General features: G+C 54.4%; 13 protein-coding genes and 1 other RNA gene. 9 read left to right on the top strand and 5 right to left on the bottom strand.

Annotation, left to right across the window (positions count from 1 at the left end; genetic code table 11):
* The first annotated feature begins 62 nt into the window (after positions 1–62).
* The 5 genes from rsmI (at position 63) to G544_RS0112455 (ending at position 4,356) form a co-directional block, all read left to right on the top strand.
* Positions 63–932, top strand: a complete 870-nt coding sequence (gene rsmI, locus G544_RS0112440) for a 16S rRNA (cytidine(1402)-2'-O)-methyltransferase (RefSeq protein WP_027274913.1) — start codon at positions 63–65, stop codon at positions 930–932.
* Between the two features lie 63 nt (positions 933–995).
* Positions 996–1,373, top strand: an RNA gene (rnpB, locus tag G544_RS21355) — RNase P RNA component class A.
* Between the two features lie 103 nt (positions 1,374–1,476).
* On the top strand, positions 1,477–1,989 hold the full coding sequence (locus G544_RS0112445; RefSeq protein ID WP_027274914.1) for a hypothetical protein: 513 nt from the start codon (positions 1,477–1,479) through the stop codon (positions 1,987–1,989).
* A gap of 312 nt (positions 1,990–2,301) precedes the next feature.
* A complete protein-coding gene (locus G544_RS0112450) occupies positions 2,302–3,516 on the top strand; it encodes a Tm-1-like ATP-binding domain-containing protein (RefSeq protein WP_027274915.1) in 1,215 nt (404 codons plus the stop codon).
* A gap of 12 nt (positions 3,517–3,528) precedes the next feature.
* On the top strand, positions 3,529–4,356 hold the full coding sequence (locus G544_RS0112455; protein ID WP_027274916.1) for a phosphoenolpyruvate hydrolase family protein: 828 nt from the start codon (positions 3,529–3,531) through the stop codon (positions 4,354–4,356).
* A 56-nt stretch (positions 4,357–4,412) separates the two neighbouring features.
* On the opposite strand, the gene G544_RS0112460 is transcribed toward G544_RS0112455, so the two are convergent.
* Genes G544_RS0112460 through G544_RS0112470 form a run of 3 tightly spaced genes read right to left on the bottom strand, consistent with a single transcriptional unit; the run spans position 4,413 to position 6,170 of the window.
* Positions 4,413–4,670, bottom strand: a complete 258-nt coding sequence (locus G544_RS0112460) for a heavy-metal-associated domain-containing protein (protein ID WP_134389275.1) — start codon at positions 4,668–4,670, stop codon at positions 4,413–4,415.
* A 23-nt stretch (positions 4,671–4,693) separates the two neighbouring features.
* Positions 4,694–5,056, bottom strand: coding sequence for a membrane protein (locus G544_RS0112465; RefSeq protein WP_027274918.1), 363 nt, complete (start codon positions 5,054–5,056; stop codon positions 4,694–4,696).
* Entirely contained in the window at positions 5,028–6,170 is a 1,143-nt protein-coding gene (locus G544_RS0112470) for a transglutaminase-like domain-containing protein (RefSeq protein WP_027274919.1), read from the bottom strand. Before G544_RS0112470 ends, G544_RS0112465 begins: the two co-directional genes overlap by 29 nt.
* Positions 6,171–6,635: 465 nt before the next feature.
* On the opposite strand from G544_RS0112470, the gene G544_RS0112475 reads away from it, so the two are divergent.
* Both G544_RS0112475 and G544_RS0112480 read left to right on the top strand, forming a co-directional pair.
* Complete coding sequence (locus G544_RS0112475; protein WP_051155728.1) at positions 6,636–7,943, top strand: MFS transporter; 1,308 nt, start codon at positions 6,636–6,638, stop codon at positions 7,941–7,943.
* Between the two features lie 26 nt (positions 7,944–7,969).
* Positions 7,970–8,926 (top strand): amidohydrolase family protein, encoded by a 957-nt coding sequence (locus G544_RS0112480; RefSeq protein ID WP_211218905.1) that lies wholly within the window; start codon positions 7,970–7,972, stop codon positions 8,924–8,926.
* 96 nt (positions 8,927–9,022) lie between these two features.
* On the opposite strand, the gene G544_RS0112485 is transcribed toward G544_RS0112480, so the two are convergent.
* Positions 9,023–10,279, bottom strand: coding sequence for an MFS transporter (locus tag G544_RS0112485; RefSeq protein WP_027274922.1), 1,257 nt, complete (start codon positions 10,277–10,279; stop codon positions 9,023–9,025).
* A 296-nt stretch (positions 10,280–10,575) separates the two neighbouring features.
* On the opposite strand from G544_RS0112485, the gene G544_RS0112490 reads away from it, so the two are divergent.
* Positions 10,576–11,232 carry a DUF4136 domain-containing protein gene (locus tag G544_RS0112490; protein ID WP_027274923.1) on the top strand — a complete coding sequence of 219 codons (657 nt, stop codon included), beginning with the start codon at positions 10,576–10,578 and terminating at the stop codon, positions 11,230–11,232.
* 63 nt (positions 11,233–11,295) lie between these two features.
* Here the strand turns inward: G544_RS0112490 and G544_RS0112495 are convergent, their stop codons facing one another.
* Positions 11,296–12,312: a zinc-binding alcohol dehydrogenase family protein gene (locus tag G544_RS0112495; protein WP_027274924.1), complete on the bottom strand. Its 1,017-nt coding sequence runs from the start codon at positions 12,310–12,312 to the stop codon at positions 11,296–11,298.
* 147 nt (positions 12,313–12,459) lie between these two features.
* Here G544_RS0112495 and G544_RS0112500 point away from each other — a divergent pair, with 147 nt between their 5' ends.
* The gene (locus G544_RS0112500) at positions 12,460–13,365 is read left to right on the top strand and encodes a GntR family transcriptional regulator (RefSeq protein WP_027274925.1); all 906 of its coding nucleotides are present in this window, start codon (positions 12,460–12,462) and stop codon (positions 13,363–13,365) included.
* The last annotated feature ends 298 nt before the right edge of the window (positions 13,366–13,663 follow it).

A 13,663-nucleotide genomic window follows, 5' to 3' on the forward strand; every position in this document is an offset into this window, starting at 1 on the left:
CTGTATCCAGTTTTTGTTTAGATTATTAATAGTAACGTCAACGCGATCAATCGGATGAAACAATGAGCACACACAACCAGACTGCTATCCTGCCGTCGACACTTTATGTCGTTCCTACGCCCATTGGCAATCTTGGCGACATCACGCAGAGGGCGCTGGACGTATTGAACCACGTAAACCTTATTGCTGCGGAAGACACTCGCCATACGGGCCTGCTGTTGCAGCATTTTGCCATTAACGCGCAGCTTTTTGCACTTCACGATCATAACGAGCAGGCCAAAGCCGATATTCTAATCGCAAAATTGCAAGATGGACACAGTATAGCGCTTGTTTCTGACGCAGGAACGCCGCTAATCAACGATCCGGGTTATCATTTAGTGCGGCGCTGCCGCGAGGCGGGAATACGGGTTATCCCTTTACCGGGCGCCTGTGCGGCGATAACCGCGCTGTCCGCCGCCGGGCTGCCGTCAGACAGATTCTGCTATGAGGGCTTTTTGCCGGCGAAAACCAAAGCGCGGTGCGACACGCTGCGCGAGCTGGAACAAGAGCCGCGCACGATGATTTTTTATGAATCCACGCATCGCCTGCTCGACAGCCTGCGGGACATGGTCGAGGTTTGGGGGGCGGCCCGGTACGTCGTTTTGGCGCGCGAGCTGACCAAAACCTGGGAAACCATCTACGGCGCCCCGGTGGGGGAACTTCTTGCATGGATAGAAGAGGATGAGGTTCGGCGCAAGGGGGAAATGGTGCTCATCGTTGAAGGATATAAGAGCGATGACGATGACGCTTTACCGCCGGAGGCCCTGCGCACTTTGGCGCTGCTGCAAAAGGAGCTGCCGTTGAAAAAGGCAGCGGCGCTGGCGGCGGAAATCCACGGCGTGAAGAAAAACGCGCTGTATCGCTATGCGCTGGAGTGTCAGGAAGAGGAATAAAGAACGCATCGTAGCGCCTTTCTCCGCTGGCATATCGCGCCTTGCCCATGTATACTCCGCGCCGGAGTCGGCCAAGACAGTCGCCGCTTCGTCGTCGTCCTTTCGGGGAGACGGGCGAAGGGGAGGAAAGTCCGGGCTCCATAGGGCAGGGTGCCAGGTAACGCCTGGGGAGCGCGAGCTCACGACAAGTGCAACAGAGAGCAAACCGCCGATGGCCCGTGCAAGCGGGATCAGGTAAGGGTGAAAGGGTGCGGTAAGAGCGCACCGCGCGGCTGGCAACAGTCCGTGGCACGGTAAACTCCACCCGGAGCAAGGCCAAATAGGGGTTCACATGGTACGGCCCGTATCGAACCCGGGTAGGCTGCTTGAGCCAGTGAGCGATTGCTGGCCTAGATGAATGACTGTCCACGACAGAACCCGGCTTAACGGCCGACTCCACACTTCTTTTTTCGTTTAATAGCGCAGGTATTCCTTCTCTACTCAATTTCGCCCAAGGGCGCATTGAGCGCTGGTTTTGGACGGTTTTTAGCGGACAGGGAAAATAATGGACGAGATGACCGTTTTGGAAAAGGCCCATCGAGAATACGCCGACCTGCTTGCATTGCCGCCTCTGGAAGACGTCCGAGCGGCGATAAAAAGAGCTTATGAAGACGGTCGGGGCTCCGCGTCTTTTTTCTTCGCCCATCTGCCAGAATTTATTGAACCCAAATTCGTCAAAAAGATGTTTTATAAAAGCGACTTCATCTGGCCGATGATCTTTGGATTCGCTTTCGCTATCTTATCGATTTTCAACCTCTTTTCCGGCAAAGGAGGGCTTCACCTCATTTCCATTGGCCGCTTTAGCGGCGACGCGGTTTTTTTGTTCATTCTTTCAATGGCGCTATTGACCTCTTCATTTCCCTGTTTTGTTGATAGCTTCAATGCCAACATGCTGGAACGCCGGTTTCACAAAAGTTATTTTCGAAGACTGGTTGAATTTTTGGCCTGCTTTTTGTTGATCTCATCGATCGTGACCTGCGGCGCGCTGTTTATGGGGCTGACGCGAGTGGCGCTATAGTCATTTGCTCGCTCTAAAAGCGGCGATGAAGTTGGATATCATAGCTTGTTCATTTTCTTAATCATTTCCTTCTCTTATTTTCGTTTGCTCCTGAGTGCGACAGTAGTATTTTCCTGCCGATATTTTTATTAATATCTGTCTGTTCATTTACTTACGGCACTGTGCATGTTTTTTGGGAGCCAGATTCCATTTCTGATATTCCCTGTGCTAATGGCATGGCGCTTTGTCCGTAATTGTGGTTAATATAGTCAAAATGAAACTCAAATCTCATTTGGGTTGAAAAACGTTCAATGATGGCGATGGGAGATAGAGATGGAAAGAGAAAAAGGCCGTATCTATGTTGCAACAACGCTGGACACTAAAGGCGCTGAGGCGTTTTACGTACGCGATCTGATAAAAAAAGCCGGTCTGGAAGCGTTGGCGGTTGACCTGTCAACCAAGGATGCAAATGCGAACTACGGCGCCGACGTCAGCGCGGCAACCGTCGCTGCCTGCCATCCGCAGGGCGCTCAGGCCGTATTTTGCGGCGATCGCGGCAGGGCGATTACTGAAATGGCCGTTGCGTTTGAGCGCTTTCTCGGCCAACGCGACGACGTCGCCGCGCTGCTGGGGCTGGGCGGTTCAGGAGGAACGGCGCTGGTGACGCCCGCCATGCAGGCGCTGCCGGTCGGTACGCCCAAGCTTATGGTGTCGACTATGGCCTCCGGCGACGTATCGCACTATATCGGCGCCAGCGACATCGCCATGATGTATTCCGTCACCGACGTAGCGGGCCTAAACCGCATTTCTCGTAAGGTACTGAAAAATGCCGCTAACCAGATTGCCGGCGCGGTCAAGTTCTATGAAGAAGAGAGCGTTGAAGATAAACCCGCCATCGGATTAACCATGTTTGGCGTAACGACGCCCTGCATTCAGCAGATTACCGAGCAGCTGGAAGGTGAATTCGACTGCCTGGTATTCCACGCGACGGGCAGCGGCGGTAGAGCGATGGAAAAGCTGGTAGACGGCGGGCTGCTCAATGGCGTGCTCGATATTACGACCACCGAGGTCTGCGACTATCTTTTCGGCGGCGTTTTGGCGTGTTCAAAGGAGCGTTTTGACGCCGTAGCAAACGCCGGGATCCCCTGCGTGATGTCCTGCGGCGCGTTGGACATGGTCAACTTCGGCAGCCCCGATACGGTGCCTGAAAAATATGCCGACCGCCTGTTTTACCACCATAACCCGCAGGTGACGCTGATGCGTACCACGCCGGAAGAGAACCGCAAGATGGGCGAGTGGATCGGCGAAAAGCTCAATCAGTACCGGGGCGACGTGCTGTTTCTGATCCCCGAAGGCGGCTTTTCCGCTATCGACAGCCCGGGCGGTCCGTTCTGGCTGCCGGAGGCCAACCGGGCCTTTATTGAGGCGCTGGAGTCGACCGTGGTTCAAACCGACAAACGCCGGATTATTAAACTGCCTCACAACGTTAACGATCGGGCGTTCACGGAACGCGCGGTCGCCGAATTTATTCAACTGTTTCACCGTTAGGGAGAATTAAGCATGTCTACAACACGCGAAGCGCTTTTAAAAAAATTTCACGACATGATTGCGCGCAAAGAGCCGATTATCGGCGGCGGTGCCGGAACCGGGCTGTCCGCCAAGTGTGAAGAAGCGGGCGGCATCGACCTTATCGTTATCTATAACTCCGGGCGCTATCGGATGGCGGGGCGCGGTTCTCTGGCTGGCCTTCTTGCCTACGGCAACGCCAACGAGATAGTGATGGACATGGCGCGAGAGGTATTGCCAGTCGTTAAGCATACGCCTGTGCTAGCGGGCGTTAACGGCACCGACCCGTTCTGCCAGTTCGACAAATTCCTGGACGACGTCGCCGCCATCGGCTTTGCCGGCGTACAGAACTTCCCGACCGTCGGGCTGATTGACGGCAACTTCCGCGCCAATCTGGAAGAGACGGGCATGGGCTACGGGCTTGAAGTTGATATGATCCGCAAGGCGCACGAGAAGGGCCTTTTGACCACGCCGTACGTGTTCAGCGCGCAGAACGCCATCGATATGACCAAAGCGGGCGCGGACATTATCGTTCCCCACATGGGCCTGACCACCGGCGGCAACATCGGTGCGGAAACGGCGCTAACGCTTGCAGACTGCGTACCGCTGATTAACGACTGGGCGAAGGCGGCCAAATCGGTACGTGAAGACGTGATCGTTTTGTGCCACGGCGGGCCTATCGCCACGCCGGAAGATGCAAAATACATCATGCAGCACTGCCCGGACTGCCACGGTTTCTACGGCGCAAGCTCAATGGAGCGGCTGCCGACGGAAGTGGCGCTAACGGCGACCACCAGAGAGTTTAAGTCGATTACTCGCTAAGCTAAAAGAAACGGGCCGTTGATAGCGGCCCGTTTTACAATGTTCTCAACCTTATCCTACGGCTGCTTTTCCACTTTCAGCACCGTCCCCTTATAGCCGGTTTTCTCAATGGCCTTTAAAAGCTCATCGGTATTGAAGCCTTCCGGAACGATAACCTCGGCCTGCCGGGTTTTAAGCGAGGCTTTCGCCTTGATGACGCCGTCGGTTTTTCTCAGCGCCTGATTGATTGACGTAACGCACAGCGGGCAGGTCATGCCCGTGACGTCCAGCGTGACCTGAACGTTGTTAGCCCAAAGGGCGGGGGAGAGCAGCATCAGCGCCAGAAACAGTAAACGTTTCACTCCAACATCTCCAGTAACCAGGGAAGAACAAAGGGATAAAGCTGAAAAAACAGCACCACGGGAAGCGCAATCCAATAGGCCCACAGCATTTGCGTTCGGCTAACGCGCCCGCTGCAAAAGGGGCGTTTGGAAAAATAGAGCCGCCAGAATCCCATCACGATAAGTACGGAAGACAGCGCCAGCATCGGGTATTGCAAAAAGCCGAGCCTCTCCACGCCGGACAGGCCAGCGGCGGAGACGCCGAATACCAGATAAATCAGCGGCCCTATGCAGCACAGGCTGGACGCCACCGCGGCAATCGCGGCGGCGGCCAGCGTGGCCATAAAGCCTTTAGCGCTGTTCGGCTGAGCTGTAGTCATAGCTGAACGCTTTCGGGTCGTAGTAGTTGACCGGGTCGCCGTCGACTTCCGCGTAAGGGTAGCCAAAGTTGTTAATCGGCGCCTGTTCCGCTGCGGGGAAGAGGTCAAAGTCGCGGCCGACGTTAAAGCCCACCCAGTTCATTTCCCAGTTGCCGAACAGGTAGTCGTTCACCGCCTGCACGGCCGGATCGCTGTGCTCTTTTTTCTCCGTCAGGCGCATTTTTGTGACGTCCGCCGGGTCGGCCGGCAGCCAGCCGAAGCCCGCCAGGTAGAACATGGCGCGGCAGTGTTGGCCGCCGCTAACGCCCGATACGCCTTGCTCATTGGCGCTGCCGAACGCGGTTTTTGAGTACTGCGCCAGCTTGACGGATTTACCCAATCGGATGCCGAACATTTCGCGTGCCGGAATGCCCGCCGCGCGGGCTAGCGCTACGAATACGGAGTTGATATCGGTACACTTGCCGCCCAGCTTGCCGCTTTCAAGAATGGTCGCGACGTCGCCGGTGCCGCAGCCGATAACGTCGTTATCGCGGAACATGTTGGCGCTTACCCAGTTATAAATCAGACGCGCTTTTTTCAGCGGATCGGTTTCTTGGCCGACGATTTTATCCGACGTCTCTTTAACGATGCCGGCGGTTGGCATGTGGGCGGTAGGCTTTAAGTAGTATTCCACGTCGTTGGGGAATTGAACCTCTTTCGGCGCGCGCCAGTGGGCCAACGCGTCGTTTTTCAACGGCTCCCAGTCCTGGGTTTCAATCACCATTTCCACCGTCATTTCCATTTTGCCTTTGGCATTGGGCCAGGTGGCGAAGAGGGTTTTAGCGCCGTAGTGGTTGTTGGTGGTAATGAACGCGTCCTGATAGTTGCCGCTGAATTTCAAAGAGAGAAGCTGCTGAAAAGGCGTATCTTCAACTACCGGGATCCAAAGCTTCACGACGCCCTCAGATCCTTCCGGTGGCTGGAGGCGATAGGTCTGCGTCAGGGTAAAGCGGCGGCGTCCTTCTAACGGTTGAGATTCATGCGCCTTTGCGCTGACGCCGTTAGCCATAACGGGGGCAACCAGCCCTGCGGTAGACAGCAGCGCCGCGCTTTTAAGAAAACTACGCCTTTTCATATGTTGATGGCCTTATGGTTGAAAACGGAATGAAACAAGAGCGGATGGCCCTATCGCGAAAGAACGATAGGACGAGGCTTTTATATTATTGAACGTTTGAAATAGAGCCGCAAGCAGCTTAAGTCCGCGTTATTTATAGGGGCATCTCGAATTTCTGTATCAAAAGCTCAGTTATAAAATATTTGTTTGTTCTTTTTTAGCCTTCCTTGACGTTTTCCCTCTATGGAAAATTAGAAAAATTCTGGAAACCACCCAAAAGATATTATTTTTATCTTCTTTTAAATCATGCGATTAATTTTTATTTGAGTGGCTATTTTTGACTCTATTCACATTTTCTTAAAAGGGGATTAGCGCTTATTACATAACGGGCATAGTATCCACGAATAATCAATTGTTATTGTTTTGTTCAAAAGTTCAAAATAAAAAGACGGCGTGTTCAACTGATGTGGAGAGGGACGTAACGTTATGACCATGCAATATCAAGGGATCGGGCGGCGCTGGCTGCTGTTTATTCCCATCGCCAGCATTATGTACATGCTGGCTTTTCTTGACAGAACCAACCTGTCGTTCATCTTGCCCTATATTGGCCAAGACCTGCATTTGACCAACAGTACCAAGGGCATGGCTTCGGGCATTTTCTTTCTTGGCTATTTGCTGCTGCAGGTGCCGGCGGCGCTGTTGGCCGAGCGCTGGAGCGCCAAAAAGACGATCTTTCTTCTCATGCTGCTGTGGGGCGTTGCCGCTATCTGGACCGGAATGGTGCAGAGTACGAACGAGCTGCTGCTTGCCAGATTCGTTCTGGGCGTTTTTGAAGGCGGCGTTCAACCCGCGACGCTGGTGCTGTTGTTAAAGTGGTTCCCTCAGCGTGAAAAGGCGAGAGCGAACGGCTTTTGGCTGATGTGTATCCCTATTTCCGCCATTATCGCCGCACCAATTACGGGCTTCCTGCTTGAGCACTTTAGCTGGCGGACCGTGCTGATTATTGAAGGCTTCCCGCCTATTATTTGGGCTATCGTCTGGTACATCATGGTGGCGGATTCGCCGGCCAAAGTGTGGTGGATGGAGCCCGGTGAGCGTAGCTATATCGTTGAGGCGATTGCCAAAGATGAGGCGCAGAAGAAAAGTTCGGCGGTCATTAGTCAGGATTCGGCCCGCTATCGCGACGTATTTCGCAACGGTAAGGTGCTGACGCTTATCGTCGCCTGGTTTCTTTACTGCGCCGGTTTCTACGGTTTTACCATGTGGCTGCCGCAGGTTATCGCCAATACCTCCGGCTCATCGCCCGCAATGGTCGGTATCCTGACAGCGATCCCTTATCTGGTCGGCCTTATCGGTATGATTATTATCGCCGTGCGCACCGATAAAATCGGGCTGCGTAAGTCGTCCGCCGCGCTGCCTTTGACGATCACCGCCGTGGCGCTTTTGTGCGGACAGCTTTTCCCATCGCCCGTCATACAGTTTGTTTTCCTATGCATCGTTGCCTCCGGGCTGTATATCCACGGTGCCTTTTTTGCGCTGCCGCCGCTTATCCTGCGTTCAGACATTCTGGCTCTGTCGCTTGGCCTGATTGGCGGTATAGGCAACTTAGGCGGATTTGTCGGCCCTTATGTCGTGGGCTGGCTGATTGACCTGACGGGAACGACGATGGCCGGATTCGGCATTATGGCCGCCGCGCTGTTCTTCTGCGGGGTAGCGTTAGCGTCGGTGACGCCGAAAGCCGGTGAAAAGACGGCTGAGCAGATAGGCGCCGAGCCTGAAGTCGAATCGCGTTAACCTGCGGAAAAGAAGGGGGAACAACCGTGAAAACCCTACACGAAAGAATGGGCATTGAAGTGAAGTCTAACGGACTGACGCTGATTGACGCTCACCACCACCTTTGGGATCTGAGCAAGAACCACTATCCCTGGCTGGCGACCTATGAGCCCGGCACTTTCGTCGGCGACTATCGCTCGCTGATGCGCAACTACCTGCCGGAAGATTACGCCGCGGACAGCGCGGGCCACCGCGTGCTGGCGACGGTTCACTGTGAGGCGGACCACGACTATAGCAACGAAGTGGCGGAAACCCGCTGGGTGCACGAACAGGCGGCGCGCGCCGGCTTTCCTAACGCAGTGGTTGCCCACATCTGGTTTCATCGTGACGACGGCGAAGAGATCCTGAATCAGCATTTACACTTCCCGCTGGTGCGAGGCATTCGCAGCAAGCCCGTAACCGCCAAACGGCCAGAATTGGCGCATACGATTAGGGGCGCAAGCTGCAGCATGCAGGACGAAAAATGGCTGAAGGGCTTTGGCCTTTTGGAGAAATACGGCCTGTCGTGGGACCTGCGCGTGCCGTACTGGCACTTGGAAGAGGCTGCCGAAGTCGCACGCATTTATCCCAACGTGCCTATCGTGCTTAACCATATGGGATTCCCGTGGGACCGCTCGCCGCAGGGGCTTGATGCGTGGCGACAGGGCATGCGGGCTTTGGCCGCCTGCCCCAACGTCCACGTGAAAGTCTCGGAGCTTGGCGTACAGGACCGCCCCTGGACGATTGAAGGCAACCGCGGCGTGGTGTTGGAAACCGTAGAGATGTTCGGCATCGAACGCTGTATGTTCGCCAGCAACTTCCCGGTAGCAGGGCTGCAGCTGTCGTACCGGGAGCTGGTCAACAACATGTCTGAGATTTTCTCCGGCTTTAGCCCCCAGCAGCGAGAGGCCTTCTTCTGGCGCAATGCAAAGGCGTTTTATCGCATTGACCTACCGGAAGACTAATCGAAGGTTTTGACAAATCATGAAGGGTATAGCGTTTTGGGTGCGGCTTCCCGTTTGGGGCATCCGCAGCCAAGGCAGCTATATCCTTCGCTTGGCTTAGGCCTCACCCTCACCCTCACCCTCTTTTTCAATCGGCGACAGATCCTGCACGCACCGCAGCAGCATCGTTAAAAACAGCACCGCAAGCCCTCCAGCGACGACGGCCAACAGATGGAAGGGAAGCCTGCCGCCTGCCTCAAACCACAGCCAGCGGGCAATTTCTATTGTCGCTGCGCTGACGCTTAGCACCACGATGTTTAGCGCCGCTGAGACCGTGCCTTTCGGTAACTCGTTTGACAGCAGCGTAAAGCGAAACAGTGACGAGAAAATGAGCCCGATGCCGAAGGCATACAGCGTCGTGCCTGCCACTGACCATAGCCAAACGTGAGGGGACAGAAGGTTGCCAATAATCAGCGTCCCCAGCCCCAAAAGCTGAATCGGAATGGCGCGACGGATAAAGCTCGGCGCGGAAGGGGCCTTAATGAATTTCGCCACAATCACGTTGGCTATGATAATCGCGCCGAACACGGGCGTCTGAGTCCAGGCAAATTCGGCGGGCGTCAGGCCGCCGCTTTCAATCAAAATTGCCGGCGATACGGCTACCCAGATCATGAGTGGAACGTAGTTGAGGGAAATCGTCGCTGCGCCAATGCGAAAAATGCGGTTGTGGAACGTGTCGCGAAAGTTTCGCAGTACGCCGGTCATGCTAAACGGCGCTCTCTCTTTCGACAGCGTTTCCGGCATATTGAACAAAAGCCCTAACCAGGCGATAAATCCCATCAGCGTCACAATCGCGAACAGCGCTCTCCAGTCGACGATGTGCATTAACGCTGCCCCTGCCAGCGGGCCAACGATCGGCGCGATCAGAACAATCGAGGTAATAAGCGCCATCAGCTTGATGGCCTGTGTCTTGTCGAAAGACTCCTGAACGGTTACGTAGCCAACGGTCGCAATAAAGCACATGCTGGTGCCTTGAATGAAACGGGCGGTTAGAAATTGCTCCATTGATGATGCAAACAGCGTAGCGCAACAGGCCAGAGTGAAAATCAGCGCGCCGGTCAGTAGAACGGGGCGGCGGCCCACTCGGTCCGACAGCGGTCCCAGCAGCCACTGTAGCGCCATGCCGCCCGCCATATACATGCTGATTGAGGCGGGCGCGAGGCTGACGTCAGCGCGAAGGTCCCGCACGACGTTAATAATGCCCGGCTGAATAAGGTCGGTGGTCAGATAGGCCGCCAGTTCATATAAAATCAGCGAAGCCGGAAAAAGGAACGCTGCCGTACGTCGAGTAAAAAATGTCGGAACCTGCCGCATATGAAATTCCCAATATAAAAATAGTCCCGCATAGGGGGAAACCGTTAACGACGTTTAGCCATTTACATCATTAGCTCAGAACGGTTGTTAAAGGAAAATATACGGTGAATTTGAAATTATATCTTGATGATAATCAAGAGAAATTTTTTATCTCTACGCCGGGGAGCGTTTGGTGTTTCCTTTTTGGCGCCATATAGCGCACGCTTTCTGATAAAAAGCGGTCGTTTTTAATGAAACCTGAACTATAGCGTTGCTGTCTAAATAAATAGCTTCCCTGATAAAAAGGTAGGTAGACAATGTCTTGGCGAACGATAGCGGTTTTTCTGTTGGTCGGCGCGCTCTCAGGCTGCGCCAGTACGGAGAGCGTACAGGTAAGCTCCATTACGGCGAAGAACGCTTACGTGGGGGATAAGACGTTTACTATTGTGTCTGACGACTACCGGCCGATTGAAAGCGATCTTGGCTTTGTCGAGTATGCGCGTCAGGTATCGGACGTGCTGAGAGAGCAGGGTTACGTGGCCGTGAAAAAGCCCTCTGACGCGAAGATGTTGATTGCGCTTAGCTATCACGTGGGCCCGCCGCAGACGCAAACCCAGATAGTCAACATGCCGGTATATCCTATGCGGGGACCGGTGTATGCGCCCGGGTTCGGCTATTACTATCCGATGTGGAACTATCCGCTCTACGAACCGATGGTGTATCAGTTTACGGTCTACAGCAAATGGCTTCGTCTTCAGGCCATAGACGCAGCGGCCTATGCGAAAGACAAGACGGTGAAGCCGCTGTGGGACGCGCAGGCGGTGAGTAACAACGAAAATGGCGACCTGCGCTATATGTTCCCCTATATGTTAACGGCGTTGAAACCGTACATAGGGACGGACTCAGGGCATGCGGTCGACGTTTCCGTACCGATAGACTCACCCGACGTACAGGCGCTTAGAGTCGGCCAATAGCGTGTTAAGATGAAAGCCGGCGCCCTGCGGCGTCGGCCTTTTCATGCAAAAAAAGCAGAAGGATTAGTTAAACTCGATAACGCCTTTCAACAGCTGGCGGTTGTTGACGACGTCCTGCTCGTAGCTTTCTCCGATGGTGTCGAAGTTGAAGCGGTGGGTCAGCATCATGTTCGCGCTAAGCTTGCCTTCGCTCATCAGTCGGCCAACCTTGGCGAAGTCTTCTTTCGTTGCGTTGCGGCTGCCCATCATCGTGGTCTCTTTCTTGTGGAACTCCGGATCGGAGAAGGAAAGATCGCCTTTGAACAGGCCGACGAAGACGATGGTGCCGCCGTGGCGGATCAGGTTTACGGTGTTGTTCATCGCAAACTGGTTGCCCGTTGCGTCGATGACCTTGGCCGCCAGCATGCCGTCGAACTGGGCGCGAAGGTCTGCCTCAAAAGAGGCACTGGCAGGATCGATGACCGCAACGCCCAGTTGCTCCGTCACGTGGGCACGGCGTTCCGGGCTGGTGTCGGCGACGATGACCTTAGCGCCATCGGCTTTGGCAATTGCCGCAACGCCCAGGCCGATAGGGCCTGCGCCAACCACCAGCACGTGTTCACCCGCCGCGAGCGCGGCGCGGCGAACGGCGTGGGCGCTAATGGCGAAAGGCTCAATCAGCGCGGCGGCGATGGGATCGACGCCGTCAACGGCAAGCAGGTTGCTGACCGGCACGCTTAAATATTCACAGAATCCGCCGTCCTGATGGACGCCGATAACGGAGATGTTCTCACAACAGTTTGTCCGGCCGCTCTGGCAGGCGCCGCACTTGCCGCAGGAGAGATAGGGCATGACGGCAACGCGCTGCCCGACCTTAAACTGATTAACGCCGGCGCCAAGCGTAGTCACTTCACCGCAGATTTCATGCCCCAGCACGCGCGGATAGCTGAAAAACGGCTGCTTGCCTGACCAGGCGTGGATGTCGGTGCCGCAGATGCCTACCGCGTTGATTTTAATAACCGCTTCACCGGCGGCGGGAGAGGGAACTTCGCGCTGCTGATAAACCAGTTTGGTGGGTTCCTGACAAATTAGTGTTTTCATGTTGATGGTATCCTCGGTTTTTATTCTGTCTTTTTAGTTAAAAAATCGGATTTCTGGTTTTAATTTATTCTCTTTTGTGACCTAATAACGTTTATTCGGTACTAAATTGGTTTTTAAAGCGGAAAAAAGCAGAGGCGGGAAGAGGGAATGGCACGAACGCAAAACCTGCGGCAGAACGTAATTAATCAGTTTATTGACGCTATCGGCAATGGACACATTGGCTCACCGCTGCCGTCACAGTCGACCCTGGCGGATATGTACAGCATCAGCCGCACCACGGTGCGCCACACGCTGGACTATTTGCAGGAGCGGGGCATCTTGGAGAAGGTCGGCAACGACTATGCGATAGTGCGCCAGCCGGAGGATGAAGACGGCTTTGACACCATCGCCGAGATGCCGCAGGAGCAGTTGGCCATCTTTGAGCGCGCGTTCTATAAGATGATCCAACAGCGCGAGCTCAAGCCGGGCAGCACCTTTACCGAACAGCAGCTGGCCAAGCAGGCCAACGTTAGTCCGACTATCGTGCGCGAATTTCTTCTGCGTTTCTCCCGCTATAATCTGATGGAGAACCAGCGCCGCGGCCAGTGGAGCATGATGAAGTTTGATCAAAACTACGCTGAAAAGCTGTTTGAACTTCGCGAGCTGCTGGAAACCCACGCGCTGAACCGCTTTATGAACCTGCCGGAAAGCGATACCCGGTGGGTTCTGGCCAGAGACCTGCTCTATCGCCACCGCCAGTTGAGAGAGACGGTGATGTTCGACTATCGCAAGTTCTCCCAGCTCGATCATGAGCTGCACGGCCTGATTCTATCTGCGGCTGAAAATCCCTTCTTCAATCAGTCGATTGAGGTGATTACCGTTATTTTCCACTTCCACTATCAGTGGGACGAGCGGGACCTGAAAGAGCGCAACATTCTTGGGATTGAGGAACACATGGCCATTTTGAGCGCCATGATAAGCCGCAACGATCTCAGCGCCATGAATGAGCTGAGAAGGCACTTGGATACGGCCAAGCACTCCATGATTCGCTCTATTCGTCAACAAAACGTGTAGCGTCGGCCGTTTTGGCTCGGCGACCGGCTCTTCACGCTTAATATCCCCATCGGGCGGGAAGCGTATGCTTTTCGCCTTCTTGCCTTGTTTGCGGCACAGCTCTCTTTTTTTCGTGTTCATGGCCTGAACGTTACTTTTCTTAGGGAAATATCCCGCATTTTCAATACGGTTTTGAAAAACGGTAGGGCAGCCCGCTCTCTTTTAAGCTCTAATTTCTTTCAGGGCTTGGTGCATAAAAGAAGTGCGCTAAGCCTTTCAAATTCATGCTGCAACGAAAAGGAGGCGAAGCTATACTGAT

The organism is Leminorella grimontii ATCC 33999 = DSM 5078 (assembly GCF_000439085.1).
In the GTDB taxonomy this organism is placed as follows: domain Bacteria; phylum Pseudomonadota; class Gammaproteobacteria; order Enterobacterales; family Enterobacteriaceae; genus Leminorella; species Leminorella grimontii.

What these genes read in the sequence shown, in the direction of transcription:
- rsmI (WP_027274913.1), top strand. Translation starts at nt 63, where the DNA reads ATGAGCACACACAACCAGACTGCTATCCTGCCGTCGACACTTTATGTC.
- G544_RS0112445 (WP_027274914.1), top strand. Translation starts at nt 1,477, where the DNA reads ATGGACGAGATGACCGTTTTGGAAAAGGCCCATCGAGAATACGCCGAC.
- G544_RS0112450 (WP_027274915.1), top strand. Translation starts at nt 2,302, where the DNA reads ATGGAAAGAGAAAAAGGCCGTATCTATGTTGCAACAACGCTGGACACT.
- G544_RS0112455 (WP_027274916.1), top strand. Translation starts at nt 3,529, where the DNA reads ATGTCTACAACACGCGAAGCGCTTTTAAAAAAATTTCACGACATGATT.
- G544_RS0112460 (WP_134389275.1), bottom strand. Translation starts at nt 4,670, where the DNA reads ATGCTGCTCTCCCCCGCCCTTTGGGCTAACAACGTTCAGGTCACGCTG.
- G544_RS0112465 (WP_027274918.1), bottom strand. Translation starts at nt 5,056, where the DNA reads ATGACTACAGCTCAGCCGAACAGCGCTAAAGGCTTTATGGCCACGCTG.
- G544_RS0112470 (WP_027274919.1), bottom strand. Translation starts at nt 6,170, where the DNA reads ATGAAAAGGCGTAGTTTTCTTAAAAGCGCGGCGCTGCTGTCTACCGCA.
- G544_RS0112475 (WP_051155728.1), top strand. Translation starts at nt 6,636, where the DNA reads ATGACCATGCAATATCAAGGGATCGGGCGGCGCTGGCTGCTGTTTATT.
- G544_RS0112485 (WP_027274922.1), bottom strand. Translation starts at nt 10,279, where the DNA reads ATGCGGCAGGTTCCGACATTTTTTACTCGACGTACGGCAGCGTTCCTT.
- G544_RS0112490 (WP_027274923.1), top strand. Translation starts at nt 10,576, where the DNA reads ATGTCTTGGCGAACGATAGCGGTTTTTCTGTTGGTCGGCGCGCTCTCA.
- G544_RS0112495 (WP_027274924.1), bottom strand. Translation starts at nt 12,312, where the DNA reads ATGAAAACACTAATTTGTCAGGAACCCACCAAACTGGTTTATCAGCAG.
- G544_RS0112500 (WP_027274925.1), top strand. Translation starts at nt 12,460, where the DNA reads ATGGCACGAACGCAAAACCTGCGGCAGAACGTAATTAATCAGTTTATT.